Source organism: Streptomyces sp. NPDC059582 (assembly GCF_042735715.1).
GTDB lineage: Bacteria > Actinomycetota > Actinomycetes > Streptomycetales > Streptomycetaceae > Streptomyces.
This window is the reverse complement of sequence record NZ_JBHWCC010000008.1, coordinates 128,149-144,374: the sequence shown is the minus strand read 5'-3', so window position 1 is coordinate 144,374 and position 16,226 is coordinate 128,149. Positions and strand designations below refer to the sequence as shown.

Annotated in this window: 12 protein-coding genes; 3 read left to right on the top strand and 9 right to left on the bottom strand. The window is 72.4% G+C overall.

The window, feature by feature from the left end; translation table 11 throughout:
• Positions 1-145 precede the first annotated feature (145 nt).
• Entirely contained in the window at positions 146-1,000 is an 855-nt protein-coding gene (locus tag ACFV0T_RS10330; RefSeq protein WP_385776539.1) for a bifunctional methylenetetrahydrofolate dehydrogenase/methenyltetrahydrofolate cyclohydrolase, read from the bottom strand.
• A 267-nt stretch (positions 1,001-1,267) separates the two neighbouring features.
• On the opposite strand from ACFV0T_RS10330, the gene ACFV0T_RS10325 reads away from it, so the two are divergent.
• Complete coding sequence (locus ACFV0T_RS10325) at positions 1,268-1,891, top strand: hypothetical protein (protein WP_385776537.1); 624 nt, start codon at positions 1,268-1,270, stop codon at positions 1,889-1,891.
• A 188-nt stretch (positions 1,892-2,079) separates the two neighbouring features.
• Here the strand turns inward: ACFV0T_RS10325 and purH are convergent, their stop codons facing one another.
• Positions 2,080-3,651, bottom strand: a complete 1,572-nt coding sequence (gene purH / locus ACFV0T_RS10320; RefSeq protein ID WP_385776535.1) for a bifunctional phosphoribosylaminoimidazolecarboxamide formyltransferase/IMP cyclohydrolase — start codon at positions 3,649-3,651, stop codon at positions 2,080-2,082.
• Positions 3,648-4,277 carry a phosphoribosylglycinamide formyltransferase gene (gene purN, locus ACFV0T_RS10315; RefSeq protein WP_385776533.1) on the bottom strand — a complete coding sequence of 210 codons (630 nt, stop codon included), beginning with the start codon at positions 4,275-4,277 and terminating at the stop codon, positions 3,648-3,650. The genes purH and purN overlap by 4 nt, the downstream gene beginning before the upstream one ends.
• Positions 4,278-4,545: 268 nt before the next feature.
• Between purN and ACFV0T_RS10310 the strand changes: the two genes are divergently transcribed.
• Positions 4,546-5,331, top strand: coding sequence for a hypothetical protein (locus tag ACFV0T_RS10310; protein WP_385776531.1), 786 nt, complete (start codon positions 4,546-4,548; stop codon positions 5,329-5,331).
• Between the two features lie 142 nt (positions 5,332-5,473).
• Here the strand turns inward: ACFV0T_RS10310 and ACFV0T_RS10305 are convergent, their stop codons facing one another.
• Positions 5,474-7,183 carry a DUF6350 family protein gene (locus ACFV0T_RS10305; protein WP_385776529.1) on the bottom strand — a complete coding sequence of 570 codons (1,710 nt, stop codon included), beginning with the start codon at positions 7,181-7,183 and terminating at the stop codon, positions 5,474-5,476.
• A gap of 96 nt (positions 7,184-7,279) precedes the next feature.
• Between ACFV0T_RS10305 and ACFV0T_RS10300 the strand changes: the two genes are divergently transcribed.
• A complete protein-coding gene (locus ACFV0T_RS10300) occupies positions 7,280-8,395 on the top strand; it encodes a sigma factor-like helix-turn-helix DNA-binding protein (RefSeq protein ID WP_385776527.1) in 1,116 nt (371 codons plus the stop codon).
• Between the two features lie 230 nt (positions 8,396-8,625).
• Here the strand turns inward: ACFV0T_RS10300 and sucD are convergent, their stop codons facing one another.
• The 5 genes from sucD to ACFV0T_RS10275 all read right to left on the bottom strand — a co-directional run bounded on the left by sucD (position 8,626) and on the right by ACFV0T_RS10275 (position 16,199).
• The gene (gene sucD, locus ACFV0T_RS10295; protein ID WP_385776525.1) at positions 8,626-9,510 is read right to left on the bottom strand and encodes a succinate--CoA ligase subunit alpha; all 885 of its coding nucleotides are present in this window, start codon (positions 9,508-9,510) and stop codon (positions 8,626-8,628) included.
• Positions 9,511-9,528: 18 nt separating this feature from the next.
• Positions 9,529-10,707: an ADP-forming succinate--CoA ligase subunit beta gene (gene sucC / locus ACFV0T_RS10290; RefSeq protein ID WP_385776523.1), complete on the bottom strand. Its 1,179-nt coding sequence runs from the start codon at positions 10,705-10,707 to the stop codon at positions 9,529-9,531.
• Between the two features lie 631 nt (positions 10,708-11,338).
• The gene (locus ACFV0T_RS10285) at positions 11,339-12,331 is read right to left on the bottom strand and encodes a hypothetical protein (RefSeq protein WP_385776521.1); all 993 of its coding nucleotides are present in this window, start codon (positions 12,329-12,331) and stop codon (positions 11,339-11,341) included.
• Between the two features lie 278 nt (positions 12,332-12,609).
• Positions 12,610-13,782 (bottom strand): VWA domain-containing protein, encoded by a 1,173-nt coding sequence (locus ACFV0T_RS10280; RefSeq protein WP_385776519.1) that lies wholly within the window; start codon positions 13,780-13,782, stop codon positions 12,610-12,612.
• Positions 13,779-16,199 carry a DUF5682 family protein gene (locus ACFV0T_RS10275; protein ID WP_385776517.1) on the bottom strand — a complete coding sequence of 807 codons (2,421 nt, stop codon included), beginning with the start codon at positions 16,197-16,199 and terminating at the stop codon, positions 13,779-13,781. The genes ACFV0T_RS10280 and ACFV0T_RS10275 overlap by 4 nt, the downstream gene beginning before the upstream one ends.
• Positions 16,200-16,226: the final 27 nt, after the last annotated feature.

Below are 16,226 nucleotides of genomic sequence, written 5' to 3'. Positions count from 1 at the left end.
CGCATCGCCGCGGCCGACGCCGTGCGCGTCCCCAGGTGCGTCGTCGTGCGCGCCGCGCGCGTCGCCCTGCACGTCACCGCGCGCGGGACCGTGCGCCTCGTCCCCCGCCGTGTCCGGCGCGGGCTCCTGCCGGGTGCCCTTCGCTTCAGCCGACACTGCGCTCCGCCGCCTCGACCACGTTGACGAGCAGCTGGGCGCGGGTCATCGGGCCGACCCCGCCGGGGTTCGGGGAGATCCAGCCGGCCACCTCGGCGACATCCGGGTGTACGTCACCGACGATCTTGCCCTCGGCGTTGCGCGAGACACCGACGTCGAGGACGGCGGCGCCCGGCTTGACGTCCTCGGGACGGATCAGATGCGCGAAACCGGCCGCGGCGACGATGATGTCGGCCTGCCTGAGGTGGGCGGAGAGATCACGGGTGCCGGTGTGGCACTGGGTCACCGTGGCGTTCTCGGTGCGCCGCGTCAGCAGCAGCGGCATCGACCGGCCGATGGTGACGCCCCGGCCGACGACCACGACCTCGGCGCCCTTGGTCTCCACGCCGTAGCGGCGCAGCAGGGTCAGTACACCGTTGGGGGTGCAGGGCAGCGGGGCGGGCTCGTTGAGGACCAGCCGGCCGAGGTTCGTCGGGTGCAGTCCGTCGGCGTCCTTGTGCGGGTCGACCAGTTCGAGGATGCGGTTCTCGTCGATGCCCTTGGGCAGCGGCAGCTGGACGATGTAACCGGTGCACGCCGGGTCCTCGTTCAGCTCCCGTACGACCGCCTCGATCTCCTCCTGCGTGGCCGTGGCGGGCAGCTCGCGCTGGATGGACGCGATGCCGACCTCGGCGCAGTCGCGGTGCTTGCCGGCGACGTACTTCCGGCTGCCGGGGTCGTCCCCGACGAGGATCGTGCCGAGGCCGGGCGTGAGGCCCTTCTCCTTCAGCACCGCCACGCGGGCGGTCAGATCGGACTTGATCTCGGCTGCGGTGGCCTTGCCATCGAGAATCTGGGCGGTCATGACCCCATCCTCCCGGATGACGGCCCCCCGGTTCCAATCCGGGTCCGTCCGGAGCCGTCCGCTCCCCGTATCGACCCATTGATCGTCGATGTTGCACTTGCACAACACATACGGAATGCGGCTGGACAAGTAAGAGGCGTCTAAAGAACCATGAGCAGCACAGTGCCGCGGGCAGTACCGGGGGGACGGACCGCATCTGTAGAACATTCCTCCGAAACCGAGCCGCGCGTCGTCCCCGCACTTGGGCAACACGGAGGAAGGACCGCCATGAGTTTCGGCGACCCGAACAACCCTTACGGGCAGCCGCCCCAGCAGCCGCCGGCCGCTCCCGGCTACGGCTACCCCCAGCAGCCGCCCGGCGTTCCGCCGCAGCAGGGCTACGGATACCCGCAGCAGGCGTACCCCGGTTACCCCGGGGTGAACTCGCTGCCGCAGTCGATGCCGGGTCTGATGATGACCGCGCGGGTCCTGCTCTACATCGTGGCGGCCGTGCAGATTCTCATCGGCATCTTCGCGATCTTCGGCGCCGCCACGATCAACGACGCCTCCAACTCGGGCGAGGACGCCTTCGGCAGCAATGGCTTCTCCGACATCGGCCACGCGTCGGCGGGCATCATCTTCGTCGTCGCGGTGCTCTTCCTGGGCCTGGCGGGACTGTCGATCACCCTGGGCGTGAAGTTCGCCCGCGGCGGCCAGGGCATCCGCATCACCACCATGATCTACGGCATCCTGGGCGCCCTCTTCGGCGTCCTGATCCTGATCGGCGCGGCCGACGCCAGTTCCTCGGCCGCTCTGGTGTGGGCGCTGCTGTGGATCGGTTTCGGCGGCATCATGGCGGCGGCGATGATCGCCCCGTCCGGCTCCGCCTGGTTCAACCGCCCGCGGTACTGAACGGGCCGACGCGGCCGGACGGTTCGCGTCAGCGCAACACCCGAGGGCCGTGCCCCACCCCCGCCGAGGGGGAGGGACACGGCCCCGGTGTTTTCCACGGACTCACCGCGCGGACTCGGCGCACGCACTCGGCGCATGGGCTCCAGGCACCCCGTGCCGGGCTCAGTGCGCGGACTCACCGCACGCACTCAGTGGAAGAAGTGCCGCGTCCCGGTGAAGTACATCGTGACGCCCGCCTTCTGCGCGGCCTCGACGACCAGCTCGTCACGGACCGAACCGCCGGGCTGGACCACGGCCTTGACGCCGGCCGCGGTGAGGATCTCCAGGCCGTCGGGGAACGGGAAGAAGGCGTCGGAGGCGGCGTACGCACCGCGCGCCCGCTCCTCGCCGGCCCGCTCGACGGCCAGCTTCGCGGAGTCGACCCGGTTGACCTGTCCCATGCCGACGCCGACCGAGGCGCCGTCCTTGGCGAGCAGGATGGCGTTGGACTTCACGGCCCGGCAGGCCTTCCAGGCGAAGGCGAGCTCGGCCAGTTCGTCCGCGCCGAGCGCCTCGCCGGTGGCGAGGGTCCAGTGGGCGGGGTCGTCGCCGTCGGCCTGGAGCCGGTCGGTCACCTGGAGCAGCGCGCCGCCGTCGATCGGCTTGACCTCGGTGGGCTGCGAGGGCGCGGCCGGGGCCTTCAGCACCCTGATGTTCTTCTTCTTGGCGAGTGCCTCCAGGGCCCCCTCCTCGTAGCCGGGCGCCACGATGACCTCGGTGAAGATCTCCGCGACCTGCTCGGCCATCTCCTTGCTGACCGGCCGGTTGACGGCGATCACTCCGCCGAAGGCCGACAGCGGGTCACAGGCGTGCGCCTTGCGGTGCGCCTCGGCGACGTCCGCGCCGACCGCGATACCGCACGGGTTGGCGTGCTTGATGATGGCGACGGCCGGCTCGGCGTGGTCGTACGCGGCACGGCGGGCGGCGTCCGTGTCCGTGTAGTTGTTGTACGACATCTCCTTGCCGTGCAGCTGCTCGGCCTCGGCGAGGCCGTGGCCCGTGCCGTCGACGTAGAGGGCGGCCGGCTGGTGCGGGTTCTCGCCGTAGCGCAGGGTGCTCTTGCGCTCCAGGGTGGTGCCGAGGAAGTCGGGGAACACCGAGTCGTCGACGGGGGCGTAGGAGCTCGCGAACCAGCCCGCGACCGCCATGTCGTACGACGCCGTGTGCTGGAAGGCCTCGGCGGCGAGCCGCTTGCGGGTGGCGAGGTCGAACCCGCCGTCCGCGACCGCGGCCAGGACGTCGGCGTAGCGTTCCGGGCTGGTGACCACGGCGACCGACGGGTGGTTCTTGGCGGCGGCGCGGACCATCGAGGGGCCGCCGATGTCGATCTGCTCGACACACTCGTCGGGCGAGGCGCCCGAGGCGACGGTCTCACGGAACGGGTAGAGGTTCACGACGACCAGGTCGAACGGCTCGACGCCCAGCTCGGCGAGCTGCTCGCGGTGGCTCTCCAGCCGCAGGTCCGCGAGGATGCCGGCGTGGACCTTGGGGTGCAGGGTCTTGACGCGGCCGTCCAGGCACTCGGGGAAGCCGGTGAGCTCCTCGACCTTGGTGACGGGGACACCGGCGGCGGCGATGCGGGAGGCGGTGGACCCGGTGGAGACCAGCTCGACGCCGGCCTCGTGCAGCCCGCGGGCCAGCTCTTCGAGTCCGGTCTTGTCGTAGACGCTGACGAGCGCGCGGCGGATGGCCCGCTTGTTGCTCTCGGCGGTGGCGGTCACTGGATAACTACCTTTCGTCCCTCAATGCGATAGCCGTTGCGGGCGAGCCGCCCCACGACATCGACGAGCAGCGTGCGCTCGACTTCCTTGATGCGCTCGTGCAGAGCGCTCTCGTCGTCCTCGTCCCGGACCTCCACCACGCCCTGGGCGATGATCGGTCCGGTGTCGACGCCGTCGTCGACGAAGTGGACGGTGCAACCGGTGACCCTGGCGCCGTACGCGAGCGCGTCCCGTACGCCGTGGGCCCCGGGAAAACTGGGCAGCAGGGCGGGGTGCGTGTTGACGAACCGGCCGCCGAACCGGGCGAGGAACTCCTTGCCCACGATCTTCATGAACCCGGCCGACACGACGAGATCGGGCTCGTGGGCGGAGACGGCGTCCGCGAGGGCCGCGTCCCACTCCTCCCGGCTGCCGTGGTCCTTCACCCTCGTGACGAAGGTCGGCAGCCCGGCGCGCTCGGCGCGCGCGAGCCCCTCGACACCGTCGCGGTCGGCGCCGACCGCGACGATCTCGGCTCCGTACGCCTCTACGCCGACGGTCGCGATGGCGTCGAGGAGCGCCTGGAGATTGGTGCCTGATCCGGAGACCAGCACGACGAGGCGCTTGGCCACGGGCTTGGCGGCCACGATGGAGCCCTTTCTCGGGGAAGCGTTTGTACAGTCGTACGAATGCTTCGCGTCCCTGGATACGGGGAAGTCTACGAAGCGGCCGACCGTCAGCAACGATACCGGCACACGAGGCGGCCCCCACGGGACGGGGGCGTGGCCGGAAGGTAGCGTCTGGGAGGAGCGGGCTCGGGAACGCGGTCGGTGTGCGGAGCGTTCACGAAGTGACAGCTCACGCAGGACCCGTCGCGATACCAGTCGTATTCACCAAGGGGAAGACGCTCACTTGATGCCGGACCGCAGCCAGCGACTCCTCACGCTCCCCCCGCTGTCGACGCGGGGAGCGGTGCGCAGCGGCGTGCTGCTGCGCGAGCGGCCCACCTCGCCGCCCGAGACCCCGTCGGGCCAGAACAACGGCGACGAGCGGGGCGGCAACGGCCCGGCTCCGGAGGACAACCCCTTCGCCCCGCCGCCGGAGGGCACGCCCGACCGGCCGTGGCAGCCGCGGCGCCCGGCGGGCGGCGCGGGTGACAACGGCGACGCTCCGTGGGGCAGCCAGTGGAGCGACCGGCAGCCCGGCCGCTCCCAGGGCGGCTTCGGCCAACGTCCCGGCGGTGGCAACGGCAACGGCAACGGCCCGGAGGGTCCGTCCGGCGGCGGCCCCGGCACCGGTATGCGCTGGGACCCGACGGACCCCGCCCAGCGCCGGGCGCGCTACGCCCTGCTGAGCGGCATGTGGGCCTTCTTCTTCGCCCTCTTCAGCTGGCCCTACGTGGCCCTGCTGCTGGGCGCCCTGTCCCTCTACTGGGGCATCAGCGCCCTGCGGATCAAGCCCCGCACCCCCGACCCGAACACCCCTGCCACCGACACCGGCGGCCGCCCCCAGACCACCGCCGCGGTGAGCGGCCTGGTCACGGCGTCCCTGGCCATCGCCCTGGTCGCCGCGGGCTTCACCGCACAGCTCGTCTACCGCGACTACTACACCTGCACGACGGACGCCCTCACCAACGAGGCGAAGCAGTCCTGCAAGCAGCTCCTCCCGGAGGAACTCCGCGGAGTGCTCGGAACGAACTGACCGACACCCGGTCCATCCGGCCCGTCCCACCGAGCCCGACCGGCGTTCGAGGGCGAGGCCGTCAAGGCCGAAGCGGGGCCGGGGACGGCAGCCTCCAGGGGACAGGCAGGGAAGGGGCGGCCGGGGCGGAACACCCCCGGCGTCAGCCCCGAGGCCCGCTCTCCTCCTCCGGCGGACCCGACGCGTCCCGCAACGCCGCCCAGCGAGCCTCACGAGCAGCCTCGTCGAACCAGGCCCCGGGCAGCGGCAGTGGCAGCGGCATCACCACGTCCTCCACAGCGGGCGGATCGGCCGGCAGAAGATCGTACGGACTCTCGGCCCCGGACTGCCGCTCAGCCCTCTGCGCGGCGCCCCCCGCCTCCGCGGACCGCTCGGCCGCTCCCCGGAGCCACCGACGCCGACGGCCGCCGACCCGCCCTGGCGACCTCGCCTCTCCCTGTTCCTTCCTCGGCCTGCCGATCGTCGAAGCCCCCGACGACCGACTCGCCTTCATCGCTCCCGACGCCCCGCTCGCGGCGGCCCGCGCCCCGCGCCCGCCTCGACACCGCCAGCCGCGCACCACCACCGCCACCGAAACCCCCACCCCCGCCGTCCACACCAGCACCGCCCCGCCCACCTGCCACCACACCGGCCCGAAGCGGGCGAGCGCGGCGACGCCGAGCGGTCCGCCCGCCAGCGCGGCGAGCACCGCGAGCGTCACCGCGCAGAGCACCGCCGCCAGCCCGGCGGAACCCGCGGTCCGTTTGGACGACCAGACCTCCGCCGCCTTCTCCTTCCGCAGCGCCGCTCCGGCCGTGAACCAGCCCACCGTCACCCCGGCCGTTACCGGCACCACGACGGACGCCCAGTTCAGCGGCGTGCCGGTGCCCGCGTCCGGTACCGCCGCCAGTAGGGGGAACGGCGGGAGCAGCGGTGCGGGAGCCGAGGACAGCGGACCCGACACATGGCCGACGCCCAGCGCGAAGCCGGGGCCGGCGGCGTAGGCGGCCGCCCACACCACCGCGTTCGGCACCAGCACCAGGCACAGCAGCAGCACCGCGAACCGCCCCGACCAGCCCTCCGTCAGCTGCCAGAAGGACGCTCGCGCCGCCCCTCCGTGCCACACCAGCGAGGCCCCCACCAGCAGCGCGCCGCCGCCGGCGAACACCGCCGCCCCGGCACCCGCGGCCCGCGCGGCGGCCTCGAGCCGCTCCCGGGCGTCCGCCCCGAGGACGAGCCGCCGCAACCGGCCCGGCAGCAGGACCAGCACGCTGTCCACGGGCTCGCGGGGCCGCCCGTACGCCGTCCACACTCCCGCCCCGGCCCCCGCCACCGTGGTGAGCGGCAGGCAGGCCGTCGTCCACGTCCACGAGGGCCGCAGATCGCCGCTCGCGGCGTAGAGGGCGGCGGCCGCCCCGACGGCCAGGTAGCCGAGGACGACGCCCGCCCACGCCGTACGCGCGGCCACCCGCGGCACGTCCTCGTCCAGGTCCTGATCCACGTCCGTACCGCCGTCCACCGCGTCCCGCGCCGCCCGGTACACCAGCCAGACGGGCAGCGCGAACAGCAGCAGCGGGGTGACACCCACGGGCGCCGGCACGCCGGACAGGGTGTCGGTGCGGACCAGTTCGGCACCGTGCGCCAGCAGCCACAGGGCGGCGGCGGCATGCAGGGCACCGCCCGGCCCGCTGTCGGGGTACGGCGAGCTGATCCACAGCACCATCACGAGCACGGCGAACGAACCGAGCCCGAGCCCCGCGGCGACGGCACCACCGAGGAGACTGGGGGCCAGTCCCGGCGAACGGTCACGGATCCGGGCGAGCAGGGGCGACAACGACGGTCGGCGAGCGGTCATCTGGATCACGACCGTCATGCTCCCAACGACACGCGCTTTCCCGTCGTAACAGGCGAACCTCCGCCGTGTCACTCAATATACGTTTATGTACTTTTTCGTACGAAGGGGCGTCCTGTGACACAGAGCCCTGCACTCCCGCTCCCCCCGCCCAAGGAACGCCGACGCCTGCGTGAGAAGGGCTCACTGACGCAGGATCAGGTCGCGGCGCGGGTGGGCGTCACCCGCAAGACGGTGCGCGCCTGGGAGGCCGGGCGCACGGCTCCGCGGGGCCGGAAACGGGAAGAGTACGCCAAGCTGCTGGCCGAGTTCGCCCAGCTGGAGGGCGGCATGACGGCCGGTCAGACGGAGCCGGACGAGACCGAGGTGACCGTGCGCCTGGCCAAGCAGACGCCACCGCCCGCCGAGCCTTCACAACCCACCTCCACCACCCCGGCCCTGACACCCGCTCAGGCCTTCGACGCGCTGTACGCCTTCTGCGCCCCCGCGCTCGTACGGCAGGCGTATCTGCTCACGGGCCGCCGCGAGCTCGCACGTGAGTCCGTCGAACGGGCCTTCCAGCTCGCCTGGCAGCGCTGGCCCGAGGTGGCCCGCGACCGCGACCCGGCGAGCTGGGTGCGGGCGACGGCCTACGAGTACGCGCTCTGCCCGTGGCACCGGTTCCGCCTGCGCTACCGGCATCCCGAGGCACCGCCCGCCGAGGCGACCGACCGCGTGCTGATGGACGTACTCCTCAGACTCCCGCCGCCGTACCGCCGCACCCTCCTGCTCTACGACGGTGTCGGTCTCGGTCTGGCGGAGACCGCGGCGGAGACGGAGGCGAGCACCCGGGCGGCGGCCAAGCGGCTGCTGCACGCGCGCGAGGCCGTGGCGGCACGTCTGCCGGAGCTCGCGGAGCCGTCCGGTCTGCACCGGCGGCTGACCGAGCTGGCCTCCACGGAACGCCTGCGGGCGGCCAAGCCGACCACCGTGCGGGTGAGCGGTGAACGCAGGGCGCGCTTCTGGACCCGGGCCGCCATCGCCTTCACGGTCGCCATCATCGGCGCGACCACCCTCACCCTGCGCACCGCGCCCACCCGCTACGAGCCCCCGGTGCCCAGCGGCGAGACGGTACGTGGAGTCCCGCCGAAGGCGGCTCCGGGCCCCCTGTCGAACGTGGAGCTGACCCTGCGGTCCAAACTGCGCTCGGAGACGCAGAACGGACCGGAGCGGCTGGTACCGGAAAGCCGCTGAGGCCGCACGACAGCGGTCTGCGTCGCCCCAGCCCGTACCACCAGGCCCGCGTCACCAGGCCCGCGTCACCAGGCCCGCGTCACCGGGCCTGCGTCACCGGGTCATGCGGATAGGGCCCGCACCCCCCGTGAGGGTGCGGGCCCTTCCGTGCCACAGAGCGCCGGCGTCGGGCGTCGGGCGTCAGCCGTCCGACGGCCGCTCGTCAGGCGGATACGGCGGGTCGGCGTGCTTCAGCCCGCGAGGATCTCGCGCGCCAGCTTGGCCGTCTCCGTCGGCGTCTTGCCGACCTTGACGCCGGCGGCCTCGAGGGCCTCCTTCTTCGCCTGGGCGGTGCCGGACGAACCAGAGACGATGGCACCGGCGTGGCCCATGGTCTTGCCCTCGGGCGCGGTGAAGCCCGCGACGTAGCCGACGACCGGCTTGGTCACGTTCTCCTTGATGAAGGCCGCGGCCCGCTCCTCGGCGTCGCCGCCGATCTCACCGATCATGACGATCAGGTCGGTGTCGGGGTCGGCCTCGAACGCGGCGAGCGCGTCGATGTGCGTGGTGCCGATGATCGGGTCGCCACCGATGCCGACGGCCGACGAGAAGCCGAGGTCACGGAGCTCGTACATCATCTGGTACGTCAGTGTGCCCGACTTCGACACCAGGCCGATGCGGCCCGGCTTGGTGATGTCGCCCGGGATGATGCCGGCGTTCGACTGGCCCGGGGTGATGAGACCGGGGCAGTTCGGGCCGATGATGCGGGTCTTGTTGCCCTGCGTCACGGCGTACGCGTAGAACGCGGCCGAGTCGTGGACGGCGATGCCCTCGGTGATGACGACCGCGAGGGGGATCTCCGCGTCGATCGCCTCGACCACGGCGGCCTTGGCGAAGGCCGGCGGCACGAAGAGGACGGACACGTTCGCGCCCGTCTTCTCGATCGCCTCGGCGACCGTGCCGAAGACCGGGATCTCGGTACCGTCGATGTCGACGGTGGTGCCCGCCTTGCGGGGGTTCACGCCGCCGACGATGTTCGTGCCGTCCGCCAGCATGAGCTTGGTGTGCTTCATGCCCGTGGCACCGGTCATGCCCTGGACGATGACCTTGCTGTCCTTGTTGAGGAAGATAGCCATGGCTGTTTTCCCTCGTCCTTACTTCGCAGCCGCGAGCTCGGCGGCCTTGTCGGCCGCGCCGTCCATGGTGTCCACGCGCTGGACCAGCGGGTGGTTGGCGTCCGACAGGATCTTGCGACCCAGCTCGGCGTTGTTGCCGTCCAGACGGACGACGAGCGGCTTGGTGACTTCCTCACCCTTGTCCGCGAGCAGCTGGAGCGCCTGGACGATGCCGTTGGCGACCTCGTCACAGGCGGTGATGCCACCGAAGACGTTGACGAAGACGGACTTGACGTCCGGGTCGCCGAGGATGATCTCGAGGCCGTTCGCCATGACGGCGGCGGAGGCGCCGCCACCGATGTCGAGGAAGTTGGCGGGCTTGACGCCACCGTGGGCCTCACCGGCGTACGCGACGACGTCCAGGGTGCTCATGACGAGACCCGCGCCGTTGCCGATGATGCCGACCTCGCCGTCGAGCTTGACGTAGTTGAGGTTCTTCGCCTTGGCGGCGGCCTCGAGCGGGTTGGCGGACTCCTTGTCCTGGAGGGCCTCGTGCTCCGGCTGACGGAACTCGGCGTTCTCGTCCAGGGAGACCTTGCCGTCCAGGGCGATGACGTCACCGGAGGCGACCTTGGCCAGCGGGTTGACCTCGACGAGGAGCGCGTCCTCGGCGATGAAGGTCTTCCACAGCGTGACCAGGACGTGGGCGACCTTGTCGGCCACCTCGGCCGGGAAGTTCGCGGCCTCGACGATCTCGCGCGCCTTCTCCGGGGTCACACCCTCGTTGGCGTCGATCGGGGTCTTGGCGACAGCCTCCGGACGGGTGGCCGCCACCTCCTCGATCTCCATGCCGCCCTCGACCGAGGCGATGGAGAGGAACGTGCGGTTGGCACGGTCGAGGAGGAAGGAGACGTAGTACTCCTCCAGGATCTCCGGAGCGGTCTCGGCGATCATCACCTTGTGGACCGTGTGGCCCTTGATGTCCATCCCGAGAATGTCCGTCGCGCGAGCGACGGCCTCGTCCGGGGTCGCAGCCAGCTTCACGCCGCCGGCCTTGCCGCGGCCACCGACCTTCACCTGCGCCTTGACGACGGACTTGCCACCAAGACGCTCAGTGGCTGCGCGGGCCGCCTCAGGCGTGTCGATGACTTCACCGGCCAGCACCGGTACATCGTGCTTGGCGAAGAGGTCCCTCGCCTGGTACTCGAACAGGTCCACGCGCTTCCGTCCCTATCAGTGATCTCGCGGTTCGTTGGATGCGTGGGCGTGCCGCGAAGGGCAACGTGACGACCGCATGTGTCACAGGGGATGCGCACACGGTGTCCGAGCGCGCGGCATGTCCGTCTCGCAGGTTATCGCCGGTTGGAGAGGGTCTCTAAATCGAGGGTCACACCTGAGCGGTGATACCTGTCACATGATGCCGTGTATACGGCACGCTTTGGCACGGCGTGCCACGAAGCGGGGCCCGGCAGCAGGACCGAAAAGCGGGGCCTCACCGAGTTGGGGTTGACCCGGCGAGGCCCCTGAAACGGCCCCAAGGGGCCCAAGGCGGCTGATCTCCACCCCAATGGGGATCAGTCCACCCAACCGCGGAGACACGGCCGGACGGGCCGACGGTTTTCGGCCATCCGGGTCCTTCGTCCCCGCGGAGTCTTTTTGCCGAGCGTGGATGAATTCTGTGCGCCCTACACGTAACCCGGAGTGAACATGGGGCGTGGCGGCGTGGGCGGGGCGGGGTGGCGGGAGCGTGTGGGGGACCGGTCCGCGGAACGCCTGGGGTGGGGGCGCTCCGGACGGGGGCAGACCCGTGCCGCCCTCGTCCTGCGGGCCGGCAGCAGGCGTGACGGCCCTACGCGGGGGATACGGGGATGTCCCGGTACCTCTCCCTGGTTCCGGCGGCTTCCGCACGCGCCGCGGTGCCGGGCACGAGCCCCGGCGGCACCTGGTGGTGGTCCGGGGCCACGGCATGCACGTCGCCGTACCGCGAGGTCCCGGTGTCGAGCGTCGACTGGTTGACCAGGACGCCGTGGGGATCGCCGGCGGGGGCCCTCCGGACAGGTCCGGTGTGGCCGGTGTGCGCGGGGCGGTGCCGGGTGCCGTCGGCCGCGACGGTGCCCTTGCCCGTGGGGCCGCCGTCGGCGACGGAGCGAGGCCCGTACGGGTTCGGGTCGGGGGACGGAGGCGGACCGGCCGGCGTCGGGTGTTCCGTCGGGCCGTCGGAGGTCGCCCCGTCCGCCGAGGCGGAGCCCGCCGACTGCGGAGCCGTGGCGACGGGCGCGAGCGGCGCCTCCACGGACGGCGAGGGCAGCCCCGGCGACGAGGGCAGGCCCGGCGGCGACGGCGTTTCGGGCATCACGGGCAGCGCGGGCAGCGCGGGCAGCGCCGGCAGCGCCGGCAGCGCGGGCAGCGCGGGCAGCGCGGGCAGCGCGGGCAGCGCCGGCAGTGTGGGCAGCGCGGGCAGCGCCGGCAGTGTGGGCAGCGCGGGGAGGGACGGAAGCTGCGGCGACTGCGCGCGGGTTTCCGCCAACCCGTCGTTGACCGTGCCGACGAGTTTCCCGACCGGCCGCGTCACGACCTCGATCACCGGATACGTGATCGTCTTCGGGACGGAGACCGCACCGTGGTGCCCCGCCGGGTGCCCGACGGGCTTGTCCGTGGAGGGCGTCCGCGATGCCGTGGAAGTCGGCGATGCCGTGTGCTCCGTCGCGTGCGCCTGCTCCCCGCAGAGGAAGCCGAGTGCGAACAATCCGCCCACCAGCAGCGTGACGTGCAGCGCACGCCGTCCGGCCGCCGTGCGCAACACGCGCAGAGCGGCACCGGGCAGAGCTCCTGGCCGGGTCAAGAGGGGACGGATCCTCCGTGAGGCGGAACGGGTGACGGCGGCGTCGATCCTCGCACGCGACTGCCGCCGTTGCGCAAGCCCCCTGTTACCGATGGGTAGTCATGTCCGTTTTGGTGCTGCCGTTTTGGTGCTGCCGCTTTGACGTAGTCGGCGGCCCGCCGACGCCGATTTGATCCCGCCCTCGGGTTGTGCCCCTCCCGGTCCGTCCTGCGCAACTTCCCATGACTCTGCCGTGTCTCGCTCCGTGCCTCCCTCCCGTGCCTCCTGTCGATCGGTGCTCACTGACTGTCCGGCACCGGTATCGGCCGCTTCTCGATCGCCGCCGCCATCACCTCCGGGAACAGGTCGGGTGTGCAGGCGAACGCCGGTGCTCCCAGCGCGGCGAGCGCGGCCGCGTGCTCCCGGTCGTACGCGGGCGCCCCCTCGTCCGACAGCGCGAGCAGCGTCACGAACTGCACCCCCGACGCCTTCATCGCGGCCACCCGCTTGAGCATCTCGTTCCGTATCCCGCCTTCGTAGAGGTCGCTGATCAGCACGACCACCGTGTCCGCCGGCCGGGTGATCCGGGACTGGCAGTAGGCGAGCGCCCTGTTGATGTCCGTACCACCGCCGAGCTGTGTCCCGAAGAGGACGTCGACGGGGTCGTCGAGCAGGTCGGTGAGGTCGACGACCGCCGTGTCGAAGACGACGAGCCGCGTGCTGATCGACCGCATGGACCCCAGCACCGCTCCGAACACGGACGCGTGGACGACCGATGCCGCCATCGAGCCGGACTGGTCGATACAGAGGACGACCTCTTTCTTCACCGACTGCGAGGCACGCCCGTACCCGATGAGCCGCTCCGGCACGATCGTCCGGTACTCCGGCAGATAGTGCTTGAGGTTGGCCGCGATCGTGCGGTTCCAGTCGATGTCGTGATGGCGCGGCCGGCTGACGCGGGCGCTGCGGTCGAGGGCTCCGGTGAGCGTGGCCCGGGTGCGCGTGGCGAGCCGCTTCTCCAGGTCCTCGACGACCTTGCGCACGACGGCCCGCGCGGTCTCCTTCGTCGTCTCGGGCATCGCCTTGTTGAGCGAGAGCAGCGTGCCGACGAGGTGCACGTCGGCCTCCACCGCCGCCAGCATCTCCGGTTCCAGCAGGAGCGCGGAGAGCCCGAGCCGGTCGATGGCGTCACGCTGCATGACCTGCACGACGGAGGAGGGGAAGTACGTCCGGATGTCCCCGAGCCAGCGGGCCACGGACGGCGCCGACGCCCCCAGTCCCGCCGCACGGTCCCGCCCCGACCGCGGTCTGTCCCCTTTCCCGTAGAGCGCGGTGAGCGCTCCGTCCATCGCGGAGTCCTGACCGGACAGCGCGCACCCGGTGCCGTCGGCGGAGTCACCGCCGAGGACGAGCCGCCAGCGCCGCAGCCGCTCCCGCGCCGGGTCCGTGCGGTCCGTCGACTCGGTCGTCATGTGCCCACCCCCATCAGGTCGTCGTCCTCGGCCCGCTCGTCAGCGGTGTCCAGGCCGAGCAGCAGCCGCACCACCGGCTCCACGGCGTCCGCGCGCGCGGTGTCCGGTTCCGGGGCGAAGCCGGGTGGGCCGGAGCCCGTGGCGCCCTCCGCGCTCCGCCGTTCTCCGGGCCCGCGCCGCACCAGTTCGCCGAGTGCTCTGCGCACCCCCGGTTCGTACGCCGAGAAGGTGCGCCGCAGCAGCGGCAGTACGTCCGTGAACGCACTCGCCGGCACCCCGGTCAGCCAGCCGTCGACCAGGCCGAGCAGCCGTTCGTCGTGCACGAGGAGCATCCCGCCCCCGCCGCCGACGAACCCCTCGATCCACGCGGCCGCGTCGGCGGGGGGCGTTCCCGGTGACAGCGCGAGCCCCATGAGCCGTGCGGCCTCGCCCTGCGCCAGTTCCCCGTCGTCCAGCAGAAGCCGCACGGCCCGCCCCCGGACCACGCCGGGAACGGTGTCCCGCGCCGACAGCACCCTGAGCACCCCCTGCCAGCGCCCGCGCAGGTCGCCGTGGTGCGGTGCGGGATCCTCGGCCAGCAGGACCACCGCCCCGTGCACCGCGTCCACATGACACCGCATCTCCTCGGCCGCGTCGGTGTCGAGTCCTACGCAGGCCGGGGGCAGGCCGACGAAGATCCGCTCGGCGAGGCCGGCGGCGACCTCGGCGAGCGCCCCGGTGTCGGTGCCGCGTACGTCGCCGTAGCGCAGTGAGCGGACCAGGGCGGGCAAGGCCTGGGCGAGGTGACCGACGTCCGTGTCGAGGGCCGCGCGGTCGGCGAGGATCCGCATGACCGTGGGCAGCGCGTCGGGCAGGTCGGCCAGCAGGCAGTGCTCGGCGAGTGCGGTGACGTCGGCGAGGCTCCGCGCGCCGACGGCGTCCGCCTCCGCCTTCCCCGTCGCCGCCGCGGGCACGGTGGTCCCCCACACCCCGGCCTCGGCGACCCGGACCGACAGTTCCGGCTCCCAGCGCAGCCGCCATGTCTCCCGGAACGTGCCCGTGCTGCCCCGCGAGGCGGCAGGCTCGCCCCAGTCGACGCGCAGCAGCCGCAGCCGGTGCAGCAGTCTGCTGCGGCCCGCGTCGGTCTCCTTGCGCAGATCGAGCTCCAGCTCCCGCTCCAGCGCCTCCGGTTTCAGCCGGAGCCGACGCTGCGACCGGTCGAGGTCGCGCTGCAACGGCACCGCCGGTGCCGTCCGCGGCACCTCCCCCAGCACGTCCCCCACGACCAGCCGGTCGTGCACCAGCGCCAGCGGCACGTCCGATCCCTCGCACATCACCGCCCGTACGGCGTCGGTGGTCTCGCTCAGCCCGGGCAGCGGGCGGCCCCGCATGGCGGCGAGCGTCCCGGCGAGCCGCACCGCCTCGATGACGTGTGCGGAGGAGACGAGCCGGTCCTCCTCGCGGAGCAGTCCGGCGACCTTGGTCATCCACCGCTCCACCGGCCGGTCCGGCGCGCCGAACAGATGCCCGTACCAGCCAGGCGAGTCGATGCCCGCGCCGTACCCGCTGACCCGCGACAGTCTGCGGTGCGTCCACGGCACCCAGGTCAGGTCCGCCTTGACCTTGGGCAGCCCCTTCAGCAGCGCCCGGTCGGCGGCCGCGGTGGTCCTGCGCCGCAGCGCGGGCACGTGCCAGGCCCCGCACACCACGGCGACACCGTCGTCCCCGAACTCCCGCTGCGCCGCGCGCACCTGGAGCCGCATGTACGCCTCCCGCACGGGATCGCGGTCGTGGCCGCCGCCGCCGTACGTCTCCCGCAGCGCTCCCATGGCCTCCTCCAACGCCACGAACGGAGCGAACACGTCCCCCTCCCCCGCACCCCGATGCTCGACGACGTCCTCCCACCAGCGCTCGGGATCGTCGTGTCCGGCGACCGAGGCGAGCACGCCGAGCGGGTCGATCCGGACGTCGGAGGCGGAGGCGCGCTGCGCGCCCTCCCCTTCTTCGCGCTCCTTGGCGTGGCCTTGTTCGCGTTCCCTGTCCCCGCCTTCCTCCCGCTCGGTGACCTCCCCCTGTTCACCGTCGTCGTCCGGCTCCCTCACCCACGCCAGGCTGTGGGTGGCGGGCAGGTCGATGAAGCGGGCCGTCACCCCGTGTTCCAGGGCCCAGCGGATCGCCACCCACTCCGGGGAGAACTCGGCCAGCGGCCAGAACGCCGAACGGCCGGGCTCGTCCACGGCGTGGGCGAGGAGGGCGACCGGCGGCCGCATGTCCTCGTCGGCGGCCAGCGGGATCAGGGCGTCGGCCTCGGGCGGCCCCTCGATCAGCACCGCTCCCGGCCGCGCCGCCTCCAGCGCCGCCCGTACGGCCCGCGCCGACCCCGGCCCGTGGTGCCGTACGCCGAGCAGCAGCGGGCCCGGCCCCGCACCGGTCGTCATCCCACTCCCCTTTCCGCTCCCCCTTGT

Bases quoted from the DNA above. Each gene is read 5' to 3' on its own strand.
- ACFV0T_RS10305 (WP_385776529.1), bottom strand. From the start codon at position 7,183: ATGACGGTCGTGATCCAGATGACCGCTCGCCGACCGTCGTTGTCGCCC.
- sucD (WP_385776525.1), bottom strand. From the start codon at position 9,510: ATGGCTATCTTCCTCAACAAGGACAGCAAGGTCATCGTCCAGGGCATG.
- ACFV0T_RS10280 (WP_385776519.1), bottom strand. From the start codon at position 13,782: ATGACGACCGAGTCGACGGACCGCACGGACCCGGCGCGGGAGCGGCTG.
- ACFV0T_RS10275 (WP_385776517.1), bottom strand. From the start codon at position 16,199: ATGACGACCGGTGCGGGGCCGGGCCCGCTGCTGCTCGGCGTACGGCAC.
- ACFV0T_RS10325 (WP_385776537.1), top strand. From the start codon at position 1,268: ATGAGTTTCGGCGACCCGAACAACCCTTACGGGCAGCCGCCCCAGCAG.
- ACFV0T_RS10310 (WP_385776531.1), top strand. From the start codon at position 4,546: ATGCCGGACCGCAGCCAGCGACTCCTCACGCTCCCCCCGCTGTCGACG.
- ACFV0T_RS10330 (WP_385776539.1), bottom strand. From the start codon at position 1,000: ATGACCGCCCAGATTCTCGATGGCAAGGCCACCGCAGCCGAGATCAAG.